This is a genomic window from Paenibacillus sp. CMM36, assembly GCF_053570945.1.
Window position 1 is genome coordinate 62,747 of the sequence record NZ_JBSEDY010000001.1, and the last position, 16,656, is coordinate 79,402.

17 protein-coding genes and 1 pseudogene are annotated in these 16,656 nt (G+C 47.7%); all 18 read left to right on the forward strand.

All coding sequences use genetic code 11. The features are described from left to right. Positions 1–15 precede the first annotated feature (15 nt). Complete coding sequence (locus tag ACWA2B_RS00285; RefSeq protein WP_019686368.1) at positions 16–147, forward strand: hypothetical protein; 132 nt, start codon at positions 16–18, stop codon at positions 145–147. 21 nt (positions 148–168) lie between these two features. Next, on the forward strand, positions 169–2,187 hold the full coding sequence (locus ACWA2B_RS00290; RefSeq protein WP_449291546.1) for a hypothetical protein: 2,019 nt from the start codon (positions 169–171) through the stop codon (positions 2,185–2,187). Between the two features lie 36 nt (positions 2,188–2,223). Then, positions 2,224–2,868 (forward strand): LysM peptidoglycan-binding domain-containing protein, encoded by a 645-nt coding sequence (locus ACWA2B_RS00295; RefSeq protein ID WP_029516163.1) that lies wholly within the window; start codon positions 2,224–2,226, stop codon positions 2,866–2,868. Further along, positions 2,865–3,842 carry an XkdQ/YqbQ family protein gene (locus tag ACWA2B_RS00300; RefSeq protein WP_029516164.1) on the forward strand — a complete coding sequence of 326 codons (978 nt, stop codon included), beginning with the start codon at positions 2,865–2,867 and terminating at the stop codon, positions 3,840–3,842. The genes ACWA2B_RS00295 and ACWA2B_RS00300 overlap by 4 nt, the downstream gene beginning before the upstream one ends. Beyond that, positions 3,835–4,242: a hypothetical protein gene (locus ACWA2B_RS00305; protein ID WP_318626992.1), complete on the forward strand. Its 408-nt coding sequence runs from the start codon at positions 3,835–3,837 to the stop codon at positions 4,240–4,242. The genes ACWA2B_RS00300 and ACWA2B_RS00305 overlap by 8 nt, the downstream gene beginning before the upstream one ends. Further along, positions 4,235–4,699, forward strand: a complete 465-nt coding sequence (locus ACWA2B_RS00310) for a DUF2634 domain-containing protein (RefSeq protein ID WP_029516165.1) — start codon at positions 4,235–4,237, stop codon at positions 4,697–4,699. The genes ACWA2B_RS00305 and ACWA2B_RS00310 overlap by 8 nt, the downstream gene beginning before the upstream one ends. Beyond that, entirely contained in the window at positions 4,699–5,850 is a 1,152-nt protein-coding gene (locus tag ACWA2B_RS00315; protein ID WP_029516166.1) for a baseplate J/gp47 family protein, read from the forward strand. Before ACWA2B_RS00310 ends, ACWA2B_RS00315 begins: the two co-directional genes overlap by 1 nt. Beyond that, a complete protein-coding gene (locus ACWA2B_RS00320; RefSeq protein ID WP_029516167.1) occupies positions 5,843–6,517 on the forward strand; it encodes a YmfQ family protein in 675 nt (224 codons plus the stop codon). Before ACWA2B_RS00315 ends, ACWA2B_RS00320 begins: the two co-directional genes overlap by 8 nt. 1 nt (position 6,518) lies before the next feature. Next, on the forward strand, positions 6,519–9,050 hold the full coding sequence (locus ACWA2B_RS00325; RefSeq protein ID WP_318626990.1) for a hypothetical protein: 2,532 nt from the start codon (positions 6,519–6,521) through the stop codon (positions 9,048–9,050). A 10-nt stretch (positions 9,051–9,060) separates the two neighbouring features. Then, on the forward strand, positions 9,061–9,672 hold the full coding sequence (locus ACWA2B_RS00330) for a hypothetical protein (RefSeq protein ID WP_318626989.1): 612 nt from the start codon (positions 9,061–9,063) through the stop codon (positions 9,670–9,672). Between the two features lie 57 nt (positions 9,673–9,729). Beyond that, on the forward strand, positions 9,730–9,996 hold the full coding sequence (locus ACWA2B_RS00335) for a hypothetical protein (RefSeq protein ID WP_449291547.1): 267 nt from the start codon (positions 9,730–9,732) through the stop codon (positions 9,994–9,996). 86 nt (positions 9,997–10,082) lie between these two features. After that, the gene (locus ACWA2B_RS00340; RefSeq protein WP_039269501.1) at positions 10,083–10,529 is read left to right on the forward strand and encodes a phage holin family protein; all 447 of its coding nucleotides are present in this window, start codon (positions 10,083–10,085) and stop codon (positions 10,527–10,529) included. A 153-nt stretch (positions 10,530–10,682) separates the two neighbouring features. Next, the gene (locus tag ACWA2B_RS00345; protein WP_449291548.1) at positions 10,683–11,648 is read left to right on the forward strand and encodes a glycoside hydrolase family 25 protein; all 966 of its coding nucleotides are present in this window, start codon (positions 10,683–10,685) and stop codon (positions 11,646–11,648) included. A gap of 162 nt (positions 11,649–11,810) precedes the next feature. Next, positions 11,811–12,029, forward strand: a complete 219-nt coding sequence (locus ACWA2B_RS00350; protein ID WP_449291549.1) for a hypothetical protein — start codon at positions 11,811–11,813, stop codon at positions 12,027–12,029. 373 nt (positions 12,030–12,402) lie between these two features. Continuing rightward, positions 12,403–14,058 (forward strand): ABC transporter substrate-binding protein, encoded by a 1,656-nt coding sequence (locus ACWA2B_RS00355; RefSeq protein WP_165144621.1) that lies wholly within the window; start codon positions 12,403–12,405, stop codon positions 14,056–14,058. Between the two features lie 29 nt (positions 14,059–14,087). Further along, positions 14,088–15,092 carry an ABC transporter permease gene (locus ACWA2B_RS00360; protein WP_318626986.1) on the forward strand — a complete coding sequence of 335 codons (1,005 nt, stop codon included), beginning with the start codon at positions 14,088–14,090 and terminating at the stop codon, positions 15,090–15,092. A gap of 35 nt (positions 15,093–15,127) precedes the next feature. Then, a complete protein-coding gene (gene nikC, locus ACWA2B_RS00365) occupies positions 15,128–16,039 on the forward strand; it encodes a nickel transporter permease (RefSeq protein ID WP_103048940.1) in 912 nt (303 codons plus the stop codon). Positions 16,040–16,190: 151 nt separating this feature from the next. Next, positions 16,191–16,566: pseudogene (locus ACWA2B_RS00370) on the forward strand (transposase); the annotation flags it as partial. Positions 16,567–16,656: the final 90 nt, after the last annotated feature.

Consider the following 16,656-nt stretch of genomic DNA (forward strand, 5'->3'; position numbering starts at 1 on the left):
GGGGGAATGACGACGATGCTGTACCACTTGTGGGTCCGGCACCACCTCCGCCCCGGAGACTTTTGGCGGCTTCCCCGCGGTGAGCGTATGCTGCTGCTGGCGTTTGCCGAACAGGAAATGGATAGCATAGCAGCTTCAAAAGCATAAACAAGGAGGTGAACATGATAGATGGCAGAAGCATTAAATTACCGCATGAACCTTGTGATTGATCCTAAAAACGTCATTAAGGCGAACAGAGAATTGCGCGCAATGGAACGTTATTTTGAGCGGATTCAAGGACGTGTGTTGAAAATCGGCCGCACTCGCATGGCCCCGGAAATTGTGCTGAACGATATGGCTTCCAAAGGCTTGGATAATCTGTTAAACAAGATTAACCGGGTTAAATCCCAGATTATTAATGCCTCGGGCAGTGTGAATTTGAAGGTAAGCAGTAGCAGTAGTGTGTCCATCGACGGCATTAGTGGTCTTATAACAGCGTTGGAGACCAACACGAAGGCAGTTAGAGGCAACACTGGTTCAAACATACTAAATAGTACAAAACCTAAAGCAGAAGAGGAAAGTAAACTTCCTGCTTGGGCTGAGGCACTGCAAAAGTATAATGAACCTGCTAAGGTTGTCCAGGAAGTGTACAAAGGGGTTACAGGTGAAGATTTAAGTCTTCAAACGTTTAAAAAGATGCCCGCCGCTTTTATGGAAACCAGACAAACGTGGAAGGAAGGCGGAGCAAAAGGAGTACTTAAAAAATTCTTTTTTCCAGATAAGAAAGAAGATGCTGCAGAAGGAAATGCTGAAGGCGCTTCAGGCAATAAAGACCTTTCGGAGATTAAAGAATTAATTCAGAAATTAATTCAAGTTACCTCAGATAAATCTACTGGCGGGTTTGGCGGTGGCGGCGCAAGTAGCCCGGGAAGAAGGAACAAACGTTCAGGGGGTAGAAGATCTGGTAATAGAGGCGGTAGTCGTCGGTCTTCGAGTAGTCAAAGAGATTTTAATTCAAGAGCCGGAGAGATAGCAAGAATTAATATTAGAGATCGGAACTCGATACAAGGAAACAGAAGCGGACGACAAAACGCTGGAGGTTCAGCAGAATCCAATCCTCGGATTAACCCTGCCCGAAGGGTTCCAAGCCCAAGAAATCATCCGAGAAATCCTGGTAATCGCCGCTCTTCCAAGTCGGGTGGTATTCTTAGCTTTGCAGGCGACTTGCTAACGGGTGGAACAGATATAGATGCTTCTTCTGTCCTAGATATGGTGAGCGATAGCGGATTAGTTGAAAAAGTGAGTAAGGGCCTGGGCGTAAGCAAAAAGTTCATTAGTGGGCCTTTGGGGGTTCTGGCAGATGCAGCAAGCATAGCTACAGCAGCTCCGGGCAAGGAACGCGCACAAGCGATTGGTTCCACCGTAGGTGGGGCGGTTGGGAGTACGGTAGGCGGAGCAATTGGAACATTTTTGCTTCCAGGTGTCGGCACTGCTGTTGGCTCATATGTGGGCGGTTTAGCAGGTGACTTTTTAGGGGGCAAAGTGGGCGGTTGGATTTCAGACCATGGCTCTGAAATAAAGGAAAAGGCATCCAAAGTAACCGGATGGCTTTCTGAGAAGAGCGAAGCCTTTGGTGATAGCATCTCTAACTTCTTCTCTTTTGGTAAAAAAGATGAACCTAAGAAAGCCCCAGCGAAGCCGCCTGAAGTACCTAAACCTGCTATACCACCTCAACCTGCTGTAGCTGTGGCTACCAAACCGTTAACACCTATGCCACCATTTCCGGGGTTACCACCCGGCTCTCAAGTGATGTATGGACCTCAGCAACCAGGTGCAAAAGGTGTCCCTAATCCTTATGGACCGATGGCTATAGCTAACCAGGGAGTCAATCCCAACCCACTACTGAATACTGCGGCTCATGCGAATAATGGAGCCAAAGCTAAAGGCAAAGGTAATGGTAATGGTAATCCGACACCTCAAGTAGTACAGATCAGTCCTGAACAAATGGGAACACTGTCTGGCTTTTTGAAGGATTTTAAAACGGAAACCACCAACCAATTCAATCTTCCTGCGGGGGCTGTACAGGTCACTGTACATGAGAACAAGCTGGATGTGGATGGGCTTATTATGCAAATTGGCTACCGTCTCAAAGCTGAAATTCTGCGTGCAACGCAGAACACCAAGCCTGTAGGCGCTGTAGCTAAGTAATACGGTAGATGGGAGTAATGGGGAGGGAGGAAAGAGATGGAATTTAGTTTGACGGATGGTAAAGGAAAAAAGTTTCAGTTTCCGGTAAATCCTGAGGAAGTGACGATCTCACGGCAAAAAGGGTTTGATACAACGACGATTTTATCCTATGGGGAGTTTGACTTCCCGCAAGGGGAGAAGGTGAAGGAAATTTCCTTCTCTTCTTTTTTTCCGAAAGAATACAATCCAGCGTATTGCACATACAAAGATATTCCTGATCCGCAGGAGGCCATGAACACGTTGAATGGCTTTTTGTTATCTAAGAACCCGCTACGTTTTATTATTACGGAGACAGCCGTGAATGTGCCAGTAATTGTGGCATCTCATAATTCGATCTTTCGCGGCGGCGAGTATGGAGATGTGAATTTTGATCTGTCACTGCGGACCTGGAGTGATATGAAAGTTGCCAAAAAAGCTGGTGGCACAGGAAGTAAGGCGGCTACGGTTAACAAAAAGCCCCGCACAGATATGAAAGAAAAGAAAAAAATATATACGGTTAAGTCCGGGGATTCCTTGTCCAAAATTGCCAAGCTCGAATTGGGGGATAGCTCGCAATGGAGTCGTATTTATCAGCTTAACAAAAAGGTTATTGGGCAAAATCCGAATGCAATTAAACCGGGGCAAAAGCTGGTGTTGTCATGAGCTATAAAGTCATTTTACAGGATAAATATGATTTGTCGCCGCTTGTGGAGAACATTAATTTGAGGGACTCGCTGGAACAAATCGCCTATCAGGGAACCGTCAATCTAGTCGTTACGTCGGATATGCCCGCTATTTCCCCTGGGATGTCCATTCGGGTTAGCGGGATTCCTTATGGTAAAAAAGATTATGTTCCCTTGTTGTCCCCTGCCGTGATTTGGGAAGTGGAAACCTCTAACAACGGGCTCAAACGTATGACGCTGACGTTGTATGACCGTACAGTGTATTTGGACAAGTCAGAGGATGAATATTTACTCCCTGCCAAGCAGACGGCTACTCAGCGTTTTCAGAAGTATGCTAGGGACTGGAAGTTGAAAATCGCTTCATTGCCAGATACGAAAAAAACGCTGGGACGCGCCGTATACCGCACACAGTCCATCTATTCTATGATGCTGGGAGATCTGCGCGAAACGGCAAAGGCGGGGGGAAAGCTGTATCATCCGCGGATGATTTCTTCCGGGTTGGAGCTGTACGAGCTAGGAACGAACAAAGACGTGTATGTTTTGGAGAGAGTGACTGATACGACACAGTCCCGCACGCTGGAAGGTGCAGCTACGAGGGTGAAAGTGCTGGCTACGGCGGCTAGTGAAACAGGTAATGAGGTTCCTTCCAAGGTGATGGCGCTTGAGGAAAAGGACATTGCCAAATATGGGACACTTCAGGTGATCGTGCAGGATGACGAGGTCAAGTCCGGTGCAGCAGCCCGTGAGCTGGCTAAAAGTAAGCTGAGAGGCATACAGCAAACGATATCGGTAAATGCACCAGATATGAACACGATTCGAGCAGGAGACGCAGTGATGCTAGGTTCCATAAAGCTACTGGTCATTTCAGTGAGCAGGGAATTGGGCAACCCCGGCAGTATGTCGCTGGAGCTCGGAACGTATGACGATGTAAAAAGGAGGTTTTACCTTGAATAAGGACCCCTACGGGCATTTGGCTACTGCGCTGCAATCTTCATTTCATAAGCACACCAAGCAAGCGCTGAGTGGAGTGGGCGCGGTACTAGGCACGATCACCTCCACGGGACTCAAGCTGGACGATTTTAAACATGAGCTTCAGGATTATCTGGTCGCCGAGCTACCGGGGCAGCTATCTATACCACGTCATATGTATAAAGGCACCTCAACCGCAGTGGAACCGGAAAATTGGGAAGGCAAAGAGCTGAAAACTTCCTTTTATATCGGGGAAGACGAGCTGGAGGATGTGAATCTCAGTTTGAACGAAGGACTCAAGCCCGGAGATCGTGTACTTGCGGTTCGGGTGAATAGCGGCAATGATGTGGTGGTCGTGTGCAAGGTGGTGAGTGGACGTGGCTAATTTATTTCCTGAAACAGATGATGTGATCTGGACAGACACGGATATGACCGACCCGGATGTACTGGAGGATAACCGCGCAGTATTTGGGCGAAGCTGGCGGTTTGATTTTGAAGCCGGTGAGTTTGTTATGAGCCCTAGTCGTAAAATCGTGACTACAGGGGAGAAGGAAGCGTGGGTACAGTGGTGTGAAAAAGCGATTCGCACTCCTCGCTACCGGCATGTGATCTATTCACCTGACTATGGGAGTGAGCTGGAGGAGCTCATTGGCAGCAGCTATGGGCACGGTGTGCAGGAAAGTGAAATTAAACGCATGGTCACAGAGGTGCTACTAGCAGATGCACGTACGGCTAGTGTGGATCAGTTCACGTTTCGCTGGGAAGGCGAGGCGTGCCATTTTAGCTGCCAGATTACGAACGTGCGGGATGAAACGGAAATTGTGGAAAGTGTGGTGATCTAATGGCAGACTTGCCGGAATATTTGGTAGACCAGACGGAAGAGGAAATTTTAAATCGAATGCTGGAAAAAGTGCCTTCGGATATTGATAAGTCCGAGGGCTCTTTTATTTGGGATGCGCAGGCGCCGGTGGCATTCATGCTCTCGGAAGCGGCGATCTGGGCGCAGGAGCTGCTGCGTCGGGGCTTTGCCAGCACAGCAGCCAGCGACAACCCGGATTTTCGTTCGCCGGAGCTGGATTTGCGGACAGCAGAGCATGGGGTGACACGGCGAGAAGCGGTTGCGGCCTCAGGTATGGTTACGTTCACGGGCACAGCGGGAACGACTGTCCCGGCGGGGACCTTGGTGGCGACCCCGGCAGATGATGTATCCGGGGAAGCTTCTATTGAGTATGCGACCACGGCTTCGGTCACGCTGGATGAACAAGGTGCCGGGGAAGCGGCTATTCGGGCGGTCAACCCCGGGCGCAGCGGTAATGTACCTGCGGGCGTCATCCAGGTGATGGCCACTCCGATTAGCGGGGTTGCCTCTGTGATCAATACGGAGCAAACCAAAAGCGGTACAGACGTTGAGAGCGACCAGCTGTTGCTGGAGCGTTTTTATGCCAAGGTGCGGAACCAGGGCACAAGCGGCAACAAGGCGCAGTATACTCAGTGGGCGAATGAGATTGCTGGAGTGGGTGGCGTGGAAGTAGTTCCGCTCTGGAAAGGACCGGGAACAGTAGGGTTATATGTGCTGGATACGGATAAACGCGCAGCCAGCCCAGATATCGTCGCTGCGGTGCAGAAGTACATCGATCCGACGCAGGATGGACAAGGAGAAGGACTGGCGCCAGCGGGCCCTGTGGTGACGATCATGCCAGCAGCAGAAGTGGAGATTAACATCTCAGTCAAGGTACAGCGTACCAAAGAGAAGCCGTCCACACTGGATGAAATCAAAAAGCTCATCGAGAGCGGTGTGCGGACGTATTTGAAGCAGCTTGCCTTTTACAAGGAAGACCCGTTGGTACGGTATACCCGGATTTCTGCTGTTTTGCTCGATATTCCGATTATTATTGATTTCTCTGAACTGAAAATCAATGGACAGAGCAATCAGAATATTGAGATTGGCTCAGGCCAGGTAGCCGTGCTGGGGACGGTGAGCGTCAGTGAGTAACAATGGAACGAACAGTTTTGGCGATTTATTGAATAACCCAGACCAGGGAAAACATGCAAACCGTAGTGGCACTTTGGTTAATCGAGTAACGATAGCGGAAGATACAGTGGGCCAAATGAGCAGCGAGCGAGGACGTGAGCTGCTTTCCTATTTGCCTTCCTATTACGAAACCTCACGCGTGATGCGTTCCGATATGGATGCTAAAGGAAGCGAATTGGACGCCTTGTATCTTGCAATGGATGCAACGGTGGGACAGTTTTTTGTACGTACCGCCACATGGGGGTTGGAACGCTGGGAAATGGAGTTGGGGATTGAAACCGATCTGGCGAAGCCATTGGACCAACGGCGTGCGGTGGTGGAGTCGAAGCTGCGAGGGGCAGGAACTTTTTCCGGTCGGCTTGTCAAAAATGTAGCAGAGGCGTATGACGGAGGTACGGTAGATGTTATTTTTCACCCTGCCGAATGGGGATTTACGGTCAAATTTATAGATACCATCGGGATTCCGCCCAACGTGGAGGACCTGAAAGCAACCATTGAGGAGATCAAGCCCGCCCACATGGCAGTGGAGTATAAATTACGCTACCTGACCATTGCCGAAGTGGAGTCTATGACCCTCTATGAAAATGAACATACAACACAGGATAGATATTTAGGAGGTGGCGCATAACATGGCAAGTGAAAAAACACCGAATCTTGGTTTAAATCAAATTGACCGCACATCGCCCAAAACAACGTATTTTGATCTGGAGAAGTATTTGGATGAAAACTGGCGCTCTGTAGATGAATTTGCGGGTGACGTGAATGACGGTGTAAATGAGATCAAGAAGCGTTTGGATACGACAGAGCGTAAGACGGTAACTCTCGAACCCGGGGTGCAGATGGTTCATGCGGAAAAGGCTGCGCCATTTTCGCTGACGGGGCTGAGCGGGCGTACGTTGGTGAATTTGTTGGGACGGATGGGTAGCTGCGAGACAGTGAGCGAATGGTCCTCAAACGTAGCTATTGCAATAGACTCTAACAGCAAAACCAACGGCAGCAGTTCATTTAAAATTACGCTGGGTAGTGCGTCTGCAACTGCGTCTGCAAGTTTTTTGACCACACCTGGACGAAAATATATCGCAATAGCGGACGTGAAAAGTGGTAATACCAGCAAGGTGGCTATATCTATAAATGGTATTGCTGGTGCTGTGGGTAACGAGGTAACTTCTGGCTCTGTTTTTGCGCCGTCTGTTGTACGGTTCACGGCGAAGGACTATTTTCACGTTGTTACCATCACAGGCACAGGCGCGGTTGGTAATATATTCAATATGGATAGTGTGCGTGTGTACGAGATCAGCGATGCAGATTATACAGCAGCCGCAAGCCTTACGCCAGTACAGGCCACAGCTAAATATCCGTATGTCGATAGTGTAATGCCTGTACGTAATCCATATGCGATACGGTACGGAGAGAACTTGATTCCACCGTTTTACGAGTGGACGCTAGGCGAAAGAGCTAAAGTGATGAACCCGTATAAGTTGGAAACGGCGGCTACCGTGTCTGTTGATCAATCAAATACGTACGTGGCTGTTAGTCCAGGAGTGACCTACACCTTTAGTGTTAAAGTTAACGGGCGCGTAACTGTGGTTGAGGTAGATGATTTGGGTACTGAATCTAATGTGTACAGCACGACAAACAATGAAAATAGGGATGTCACAGTTACGTTTACGACCAAGACGACGACTAAGAGGGTGCGTATTTACGCCACGAACACAGGGGCTGGTACGTACACGCTCGAAAACCCTATGCTCAACATCGGCAGCACAGCCAAACCATTCAAACCGCGCGAAGACTCAATGTTAGCGTTGCAAACAGACCTATACGCCGATCCGGTTACAGGGGCTAATGCTGATACAGTCTATGAACGTGATGGGCAATACTTCAAGTCCAAAAAGTGGCAAGGGCTTACGCTAGACGGTAGTTTAGCATGGACGTACTTTGATAAGGGCACAGATTATAAGGTTGTGAGGCTACCTGTCGCAAATGGATTAACTGATACAGAACGAATCACCAAGTTTGATGGGAAACTGGTACAGCATGTTTTTCCTACTTCTGCCGCGGATCAATCTCATTTAAGTGCGTCCGCTGGTGTTGTGGGTCTGTCTATATCGGTTGCGGACAGCGGATGGGGAGATGGGTACCAGCCAGACCAAAATGACATCAAAGCCTACTTTTTCGGATACAAGGTGTATGATGCTGGCACGTTCACGCCAACACAAGCCCAAGCCGCTACAACGGCGACATGGAACGGAACTGGTGCTAAGTATTACGTTCCGCGTGTTGGGCCTGCAAACCCTGTAGCGTCGGCACCACAACAGTCATATGCAGGGTACACACCGTACCAACTCGTATACCAACTTGCAACGCCTACCGTGGAGCCTATCGTTTCAGAGGGGAAACTTTCCTTTACCGAGGGTGATAATCAGGTTGAAGTAGGCACGGGGATCGTGTTACGCGAAGCAACTAAGCCCACAAGTTCTCTGGTTGGGGATGCATACTTACAAATTAACCGTATCGACTACGGTACCGCCGTTAAATATCGGGTGAGCAAATTCTTAGCGGTGTATGTGGGAAATCGCAAGGATAGCGGATGGGAAGCTTTAAATCCGCCAGATAATCAAAGCTATGGGCTTGAGAGACTGCGTAAGTCAAGTAGCCAGATAACAACAGAGCCGTACAGTGTTACGTACCTTATGCTTGATCCTTCGCCAGTCGTACCATTCACAGGTAGCTACGCAGCCAACGAAAAAACGCTACTTGCGGACTTGGTGGATAGTGTACAACAGAATACGGCGCGTGTGTCGGTGCTGGAGAACAAGAAGGCTGACAAAGACAATCCCGCAGTTCTTACGCCTACTCTGCTTAATGGTGTAACTTTGGAGTACCCAACTTCACCTGTAGAGTATCGTAAATCATCGGATGGTCTTGTAACAATTCAAGGTTCAGTTAAGCCATCTTCCACTGGGGATATTGTAGCTTTTATGCTACCTGCTGGATATAGACCTAAACAAACTGTAGCCGTTGCACTCGCAGGGAATACAGGGACATCCGACATTATGGTAAGGGGAGTAGTGTTGTCTGGCGGACAGGTGCAAATAGGAAATTCAGTGCCTCTCATATGGGTGAGATTAGATGGCATTCAGTTCATAGCAGAAAGGTAGGAGTTGACACATGAAAGTAGTACCTAAAGTAAATACAAAGGGCCTCTATCTGGAGGACGAGTTGGTGGACGATGCCTTTTCGGGTGTCGTCCCTTTTTATACAGCATCTTCACTCACGCTATCTGATACAAGCCAGCACCTAGACACCCATCGGCTTGCTGACAGTAGCTCTAATACCACAGATGCAACCAATTCAGAAAGAATCCTTACTGGTTATACAGTAGGGATTCCAGTACCAGCTGGTCTATACCATCCTCGTTTTGATATCAAAGGCTGGCTGGCCTACGAAGCGGAATATAATCAAAAGCTGATAGAAGCGCAAAAAGCCTACGAGGAGTTGAACAACGAATCCCAAGCTTTATTTCAGAAGCTGCATGATGAATGGCAAAACAAACCTGAAAACGAACGTGGAGACGAATCTGTATATTCTGCTCAGACATTCACGGCTCCAGAACGAAGAGACCCAATGACGTTCTGGAGTGAAGGATTGAGTGAGGAAGCAATTAAGGAACTGACACAAAAAGCAGAGCAACAGCCGAGTGAGACAGATCAATTGAAGCAGCGTATTGCAGATCTCGAAGAGACGTTGACCCAGCTCATGCTTGGTAACACAGGAAAATAACGTGTACTGAGGATTATATGTAACAGCATCTTTATAAAAAGAGGTGAAGTCATAACTATGACCGCTTTAACAGAGGCTCAAATGCGTATTTGTGCTCATGCTTGCATCACTCGCTATGAGCGGGGTGAGGGCGATATAGCAACGATCATGGGAAGCTACGCTTTAAATGAAGAACAGCGTGAACAAGTAATGAAGATTATTTTATCCAAGAGTTCTGATCTGGTAACGGGCAACGTAGATAATTCATCATTAACCGCTGCTCTGAATGGACAGGAAGAAACGGTTAAATGGTATAACTCTATTTTCCGTAAGAAAACAGTATAGAGAACAAAACAAAAAAATTGTTTAAATGCCCTTGGATCAGTCCAAGGGCATTCACTTTACACCTTGGTTCAAAAGGGGGAACAAATATGCATGAAAAGATCGATCAGATTTGGCTGGGGCTTTCCACGGGGACCTTGATCGGTTATTTTTTCGGGGGGTGGACCACTATGTTGACGTTGCTGTGGTGGATGGTCGTGATCGACTTTTTCACCGGATGGGCAGCGGCCTGGATTAATGGGGAGCTAAAAAGCCGCCAGGGGTATTACGGTATTTTTCGCAAGGTTACCGTGTTTTTGCTCATTACGGTAGCTCACCTAATCGACGGTATTCTCGGGGATGCACATTACTTCCGGGATGCCGTCGTTTTCTTTTATTTAGCGAACGAGCTGTTGTCCATTATTGAAAATGTGGGCAGAATGGGAGTGCCGATGCCGGATATTTTACGGAATGCGGTAGCTATTTTTGAGTCCAAGTCAAGTGGAGAAAAAATAAAGTCAACCGACCCTTCCGACAAAGAGAATAAAGTTTCATAAAGTGCCACCAGTGACCACCACCCAAATAGGCTGACTACCTTTTTGCCCTTTTTTCGGTGTAAAAGTGGAAAAGCCCAGACCGTATGGATGGTCCAAGCATATATAACAGAGACAGAGTGCTACAACATTATAATGACAGGGAGGGAGCGCCTTATGCAAAGTCGTAGCCCTAATGCTACCGAAGGCATTGACGTGTCCCGATATCAGGGAACGATTGATTGGAAGCGTGTACGAGCCGATGGTAAATCGTTTGCCTTTATTAAAGCGAGTCAAGGACAGCGTTACGTCGATCCGACATTTATCACGAATGCAAAAGGGATCAAGGCAGCCGGGCTCTTACTGGGAGCGTACCATTTTGTAGATGCGACCGATGTAAATGCAGCAAAAGCAGAAGCCAGGCATTTCGCCGAGGTGTTGGAGCAGGTGGGTGGGGCGAAAGCGCTGGACTTGCCAGCGGTGATGGATTACGAAAATAATCCGGGAGGGCTTAGCTCGGCCACGATTCATGAGGTTGCGTTGGCATTTGTAACGGAATTTGAACGGGTAAGCGGCTGTAAGCCGATGGTATACACAGGGAATGCTTTTGCTGCCCATTTCAAAGCGCCATTGGGCAGTTATAAGCTGTGGATTGCACGTTATAGTACACGGGTGCCCGGCGACACCACAGCATGGAAGAACTGGGACTTTTGGCAATACAGCGATAGTGGACGGGTTGATGGAATTCAAGGGCCGGTTGACCTGAATGTATACGCCGGAACAGAGGCCGAGCTACGCCAAGCATTTGCAGGAGAAGAGGGGGATGAGTCAATGACAGCAGAGGAAAAAGCGGCATTTAAGGCCCTGCAGCAGCAGGTCGCCGCTCTTGAAAACAGCAAAGATGTGCTCAAGCAGACGTTGAATGAACAAAGCGCTTATATTAAAAAAGTGGATCAGCGGGTAGCTGAGCTGGAGGCGCGTCAGACTATGCCTGTACCGACCTGGGCGAAGGAAGCAATGGCTGCCGCTGTTGCATTTCATCCAGCAAGCCCGATTGTGGATGCGAAACTGCCAAGCAGTTACGATTTTTATCGCTTACTGGTCGTACTGAACCGTCTGGGTGTGTTTAAAACGACCAAATGATCTTTTATGAATTTTATGCGAAAAAGGGATTATTTTCATGCGAACTAAGCCATACGCCTGAAACGTAAATAGACAGGCGGTTCAAAGGCAACCGCCTGCACTTATTGTAAAGTGATGTTCTTCATGATTTCTACATAAGCTGAACTAGAACGTCTTAAAAGTGTGAATCATTGGGTGAAAATGCAGCATGTCTACCAGCCAAATCAAGCGGTAAAAGCTCTTGTACGTTTGTTTATTTCAGAACATACCTGGGAATTAGGATATAAAGGATGTAGGTTTGGTGCTGAATACATTTTTGAGGTAAGATCATGCTCCTGCTTGGAGGTTGAAGACCCCAAGCAGGAGTATTTATTTGATATGATTGTGTTAATTGGTTTGTAATATTAATTGACATGATGTATAAAAGCATATCGTAATGTATGAAAAACCCCCTTGTCGGCTTCCAGATTTTATAGTAAAGTATCCAATAATCAACTTTGTTTGAGCATAATATTCACTGTTTGTGAGTATATGTCACACTTTCACCACGACCTTACATACTCCTCTTTCTCTTTATCACATCACATTTATTCATTACCCTACAGCATCTCTTACACCACTAGATTATGAACACTTCTGTCCTACTACACCTATTTGATGAACTCGGAACCTAGGATTACAGCTTGAGGACAAGCTTGTCATGTCAATTCAAGAATTGGCATTCATCTGGTATCAACGAATTAACAATATATAAGGTGTGAAAGGGGTTTGCTGCATGAGCAAAAAGTATGCAAAACACAAAATCTGGACCGTTCTGCTGGTGCTTGCGCTAGGAGCTGTTTTGGCGCTTTCCGGTTGTGGGGGATCAGGTGAAGGAGCAAAGCCAGAGGCAGGGAAAACACCAAGCGGAGCAGGAGAGGGCGTGCAGGACACGCTTATTTATGGACGCGGCGGAGATTCCGTGGCGCTAGATCCTGCCATTGTGACTGAAAGCGAGTCGCTAAAAATCGGAATGCAAGTGTTCGACACACTGCTGGAATATAAGGAAAACACAACGGAGATCCAACCGGGGCTTGCAGAGAGCTGGGAAGTATCACCGGATGGACTGGTCTATACGTTCAAGCTGCGCCAGGGTGTAAAATTCCATGATGGAAGTGACTTTAACGCTGAAGCGGTTGTGTTTAACTTTGACCGCTGGGCTGATCCAAAAAGTCCATACAAATTTGAAGGTGACTCGTTTGACTATTATGATTCTATGTTCGGTCCTGAAGGAAGTAGGGTGATTAAGGAGGTTAAAGCGGTAGATGCGAACAGTGTCCAGTTTACACTAAACAAGCCGCAGGCGCCGTTTTTACAAAATATCGCTATGCCATCCTTTAGTATTGCAAGTCCCAAGGCAATTCAGGAGAAAAAGGCTGATTTCAAGAGTAATCCGGTCGGCACGGGGCCTTTTGTATTTAAGGAATGGAAACGGAACGATACCATCACGCTGGAGAAGAATCCAAACTATTGGAAAGAGGGCCAGCCGAAGTTGGCAAAGATCATTGTTCGTTCCATACCCGACAATACCGCGCGATTTAATGCTCTGCAAAATGGAGAAATTGACCTGATGGAGGATTTGAATCCGGATGATGCAAAGCAGCTAGACGGTAATAGCGAATTGGTGAAAATTGAACGTCCCTCCTTTAATGTGGCGTACATTGGATTTAATTTAAAGAAAAAAACATTCAATAATCCCAAGGTGCGCCAGGCGCTGAATCACGCAGTGAACAAACAGGCCATTATTGATGCATTGTTTGCAGGGCAGGCTAAGCCTGCGGTCAATCCGATGCCACCTACGTTATGGGGGTACAACGATAGTATTCAGGACTACGCCTATGATCTGGATAAGGCTAAATCTTTACTGGCGGAAGCAGGCTTTCCTAACGGGCTTCCCGAGCCGTTAACCTTCTATGCAATGCCCGTATCTCGTCCTTACATGCCTGACGGCAAAAAGGTGGCCGAGGCCATTCAAGCCGATTTTGAAAAAATAGGCGTCAAAGTCAACATCCAATCTCCAGAATGGGCTACGTATCTGGATGATCTTAAAGCAGGAGAGAAGGATGATCTGTACATGCTGGGATGGAATGGGGACAATGGTGACCCGGATAATTTCCTTTATACATTGCTGGACAAGGATACGATTCCAGGCAATAACCGTAGTTTTTATGTGAATGAGGAACTCCATAAAGTATTGGTGAAGGCGCAGGTTGAGGTCGATCAGGACAAGCGTGGGGAACTGTATAAACAAGCACAAGTGATTATTAAACAGGATGCACCGTGGATTCCCTTGGTTCACAGCACACCGTTGATGGCAGGTAAAGCGAACCTCAAGGGTTTTGTACCTTCTCCGGCAGGTATGGAAGCGTACGGAAATATTTATTTTGAATAGCCCAAACGCAAGCAGGCGGTGAATAGGATATGAACTCATATATTGTAAAAAGACTGGCCATATTGATTCCTGTATTACTAGGCATGACGCTTATCGTATTTTCGATTATTCATGCTATTCCGGGTGATCCGGCGGAAACCATACTAGGAGATAAAGCTACGGAACAGTCCAAGCAGGCGCTACGTGAGCAATTGGGACTGGATAAGCCGTGGTTTCAGCAATATGGAACCTATTTGAGTGAACTGGCACATGGAGACTTGGGTGATTCCATTCGCACCAGACAGCCGATTGCCCGGGAAATGCTTCCTTATCTGGCGGCTACGCTGGAGTTGACAGTAGCGAGCATGTTTTTTGCCATAGTAGTTGGAATGAACGCTGGCATCGTGAGTGCCTGGAAGCGAAATTCCTGGTTTGACTATGTCAGCATGGTCATTGCCCTGGTCGGAGTATCGATGCCCATTTTTTGGCTGGGCTTGATGGAGCAGTGGATTTTTGCAAATAAGCTGCATTGGCTCCCTTCCATCGGACGCATGAATTCCCGTGATCCTGTGGAAGCTGTGACACATTTAGCTGTTATTGATGCGCTCATAGGTGGACGTATGGATCAGGTGTGGACCGTTATCAAGCATTTGATCCTACCCAGTATCGCACTGGGAACGATTCCAATGGCGGTCATTGCGCGCATTACCCGTTCCAGTATGCTGGAGGTTATGGATGCGGACTATATCCGTACGGCTCGGGCGAAGGGGCTGGCATCTTTTCAAGTCGTGTACAAACATGCGCTTAAAAATGCTGCGATCCCTGTGCTTACTGTCATCGGTCTTCAGACGGGATCACTACTGGGAGGCGCGGTACTGACAGAAACCATTTTTGCCTGGCCCGGCATCGGGCGGTACATTTTTGAAGCGATCAGTTCGCGTGACTATCCGGTTATTCAAAGCGGAATTCTGATCATAGCGTTTCTGTTCGTCATCATTAATCTGATTGTCGATTTGTTGTACGCGGTTCTCGACCGGCGTATCCGTTATCAGTAATCAAGTCGTCAATTGTTCAAGGGGGAGCTTGTCCGATGTCACAATTTTCAATGGAACCCAACAACATACCGACGACACGCAGTACATTGGCGCATTTGCCTGTTGTGACTGGCCCTTGGAGGGACGCGTGGAGGGCATTCCGTCACAATAAAATGGCGTTCGTCGGCCTGAGCATTATTATCTTCTTTGTCATCATTGCTTTGATCGCGCCGTGGATTGCTCCTTTTGACTATAAAGAGCAAAATTTGGTGAGCCGTTTGCAGCCTCCTTCTGCGGAGCATTGGTTCGGTACGGATGATCTCGGTCGAGATTTACTGACTCGCACGCTGTATGGAGCCAGAATCTCGTTGTGGGTCGGTTTCTTGTCTGTTATTGGTTCAATGATTGTAGGAACCGCCTTAGGTTTAATCGCAGGATTTTACGGAAAATGGGCAGATATGGCCATCTCGCGGCTATTCGACATTTTACTGGCATTTCCGGGGATTTTGCTGGCCATTGCTATTGTGGCCATTCTAGGGCCTTCATTGGAAAATGCGTTGTACGCCATTGCCATTGTCAATGTGCCAACGTATGGAAGGTTAGTTCGCTCTAAGGTGCTGAGTGTCAAAACAGAGGAGTATATCACTTCTGCTAGAGCGCTTGGAGCCAATAATACACGAATCATCCTCCGTTATATTTTGCCTAACAGCCTGACACCAATCATCGTACAGGGAACGTTGGGGATCGGAACGGCTATCATTGAAGCGGCAGCGCTTGGATTTCTAGGCTTGGGTGCACAACCTCCTGAGCCAGAGTGGGGTAAAATGTTGTCCGATTCGCGGCAATATATCCAGAACGCGCCGTGGACAGTTATTTTTCCGGGGATATCTATCATGCTGACCGTATTAGGCTTTAATCTGATGGGTGATGGGCTGCGGGATGTATTGGACCCGAGGGCAAAGCGTTAGAGCAAAAGTGGTGAGGGATATAAAGTTGAGTAAAAGGTGTTCTCTGGCCTGTAGCAAATGGCTGGGGGACACCTTTTTACATGAGCATTTTGCATAATTTCGTTTTTGAAAATTAGGCATCAGTATCTTAAGCCTGAGCGAACAGCATGGGAAAACCGTTCAGTCTACGCTATTGCCACGGGCAAGGACTTACCTAAAAGCCCACCATCGCTTACTCAATCCGCCTGCAGAATCGCTGGTAGAGGAGAGCCGTACCCGACTGGAGACGCTACTAACCTTCTCCCCGCTGCTTCGCAGCGTATGTGAATGGAAGGAAGCAATGACTGCTCGCCTAACTTTAGTGCTGCCAAACTGGGATTGAGCGTTGGTGTGAGCAAGGCGAAAAGATGGACCACCCTGCTGTTGGTAGCACCTTAAAAACGATGCGCAATTGGAACATAGAAATCGTAAACTACCATCAATGTCGGTGGACAAACGCAACGGTAGAAGGTCGTCACAATCGCATTAAGGACTTTCAGCGTCGCCATGTTGTCATTTAGAGGCTGATTGAATATGTAAAATTGTTAATATTTAGGAAGTGGAATTTTGTTCTGTCCCACTTCCATTTCATTAGTTAT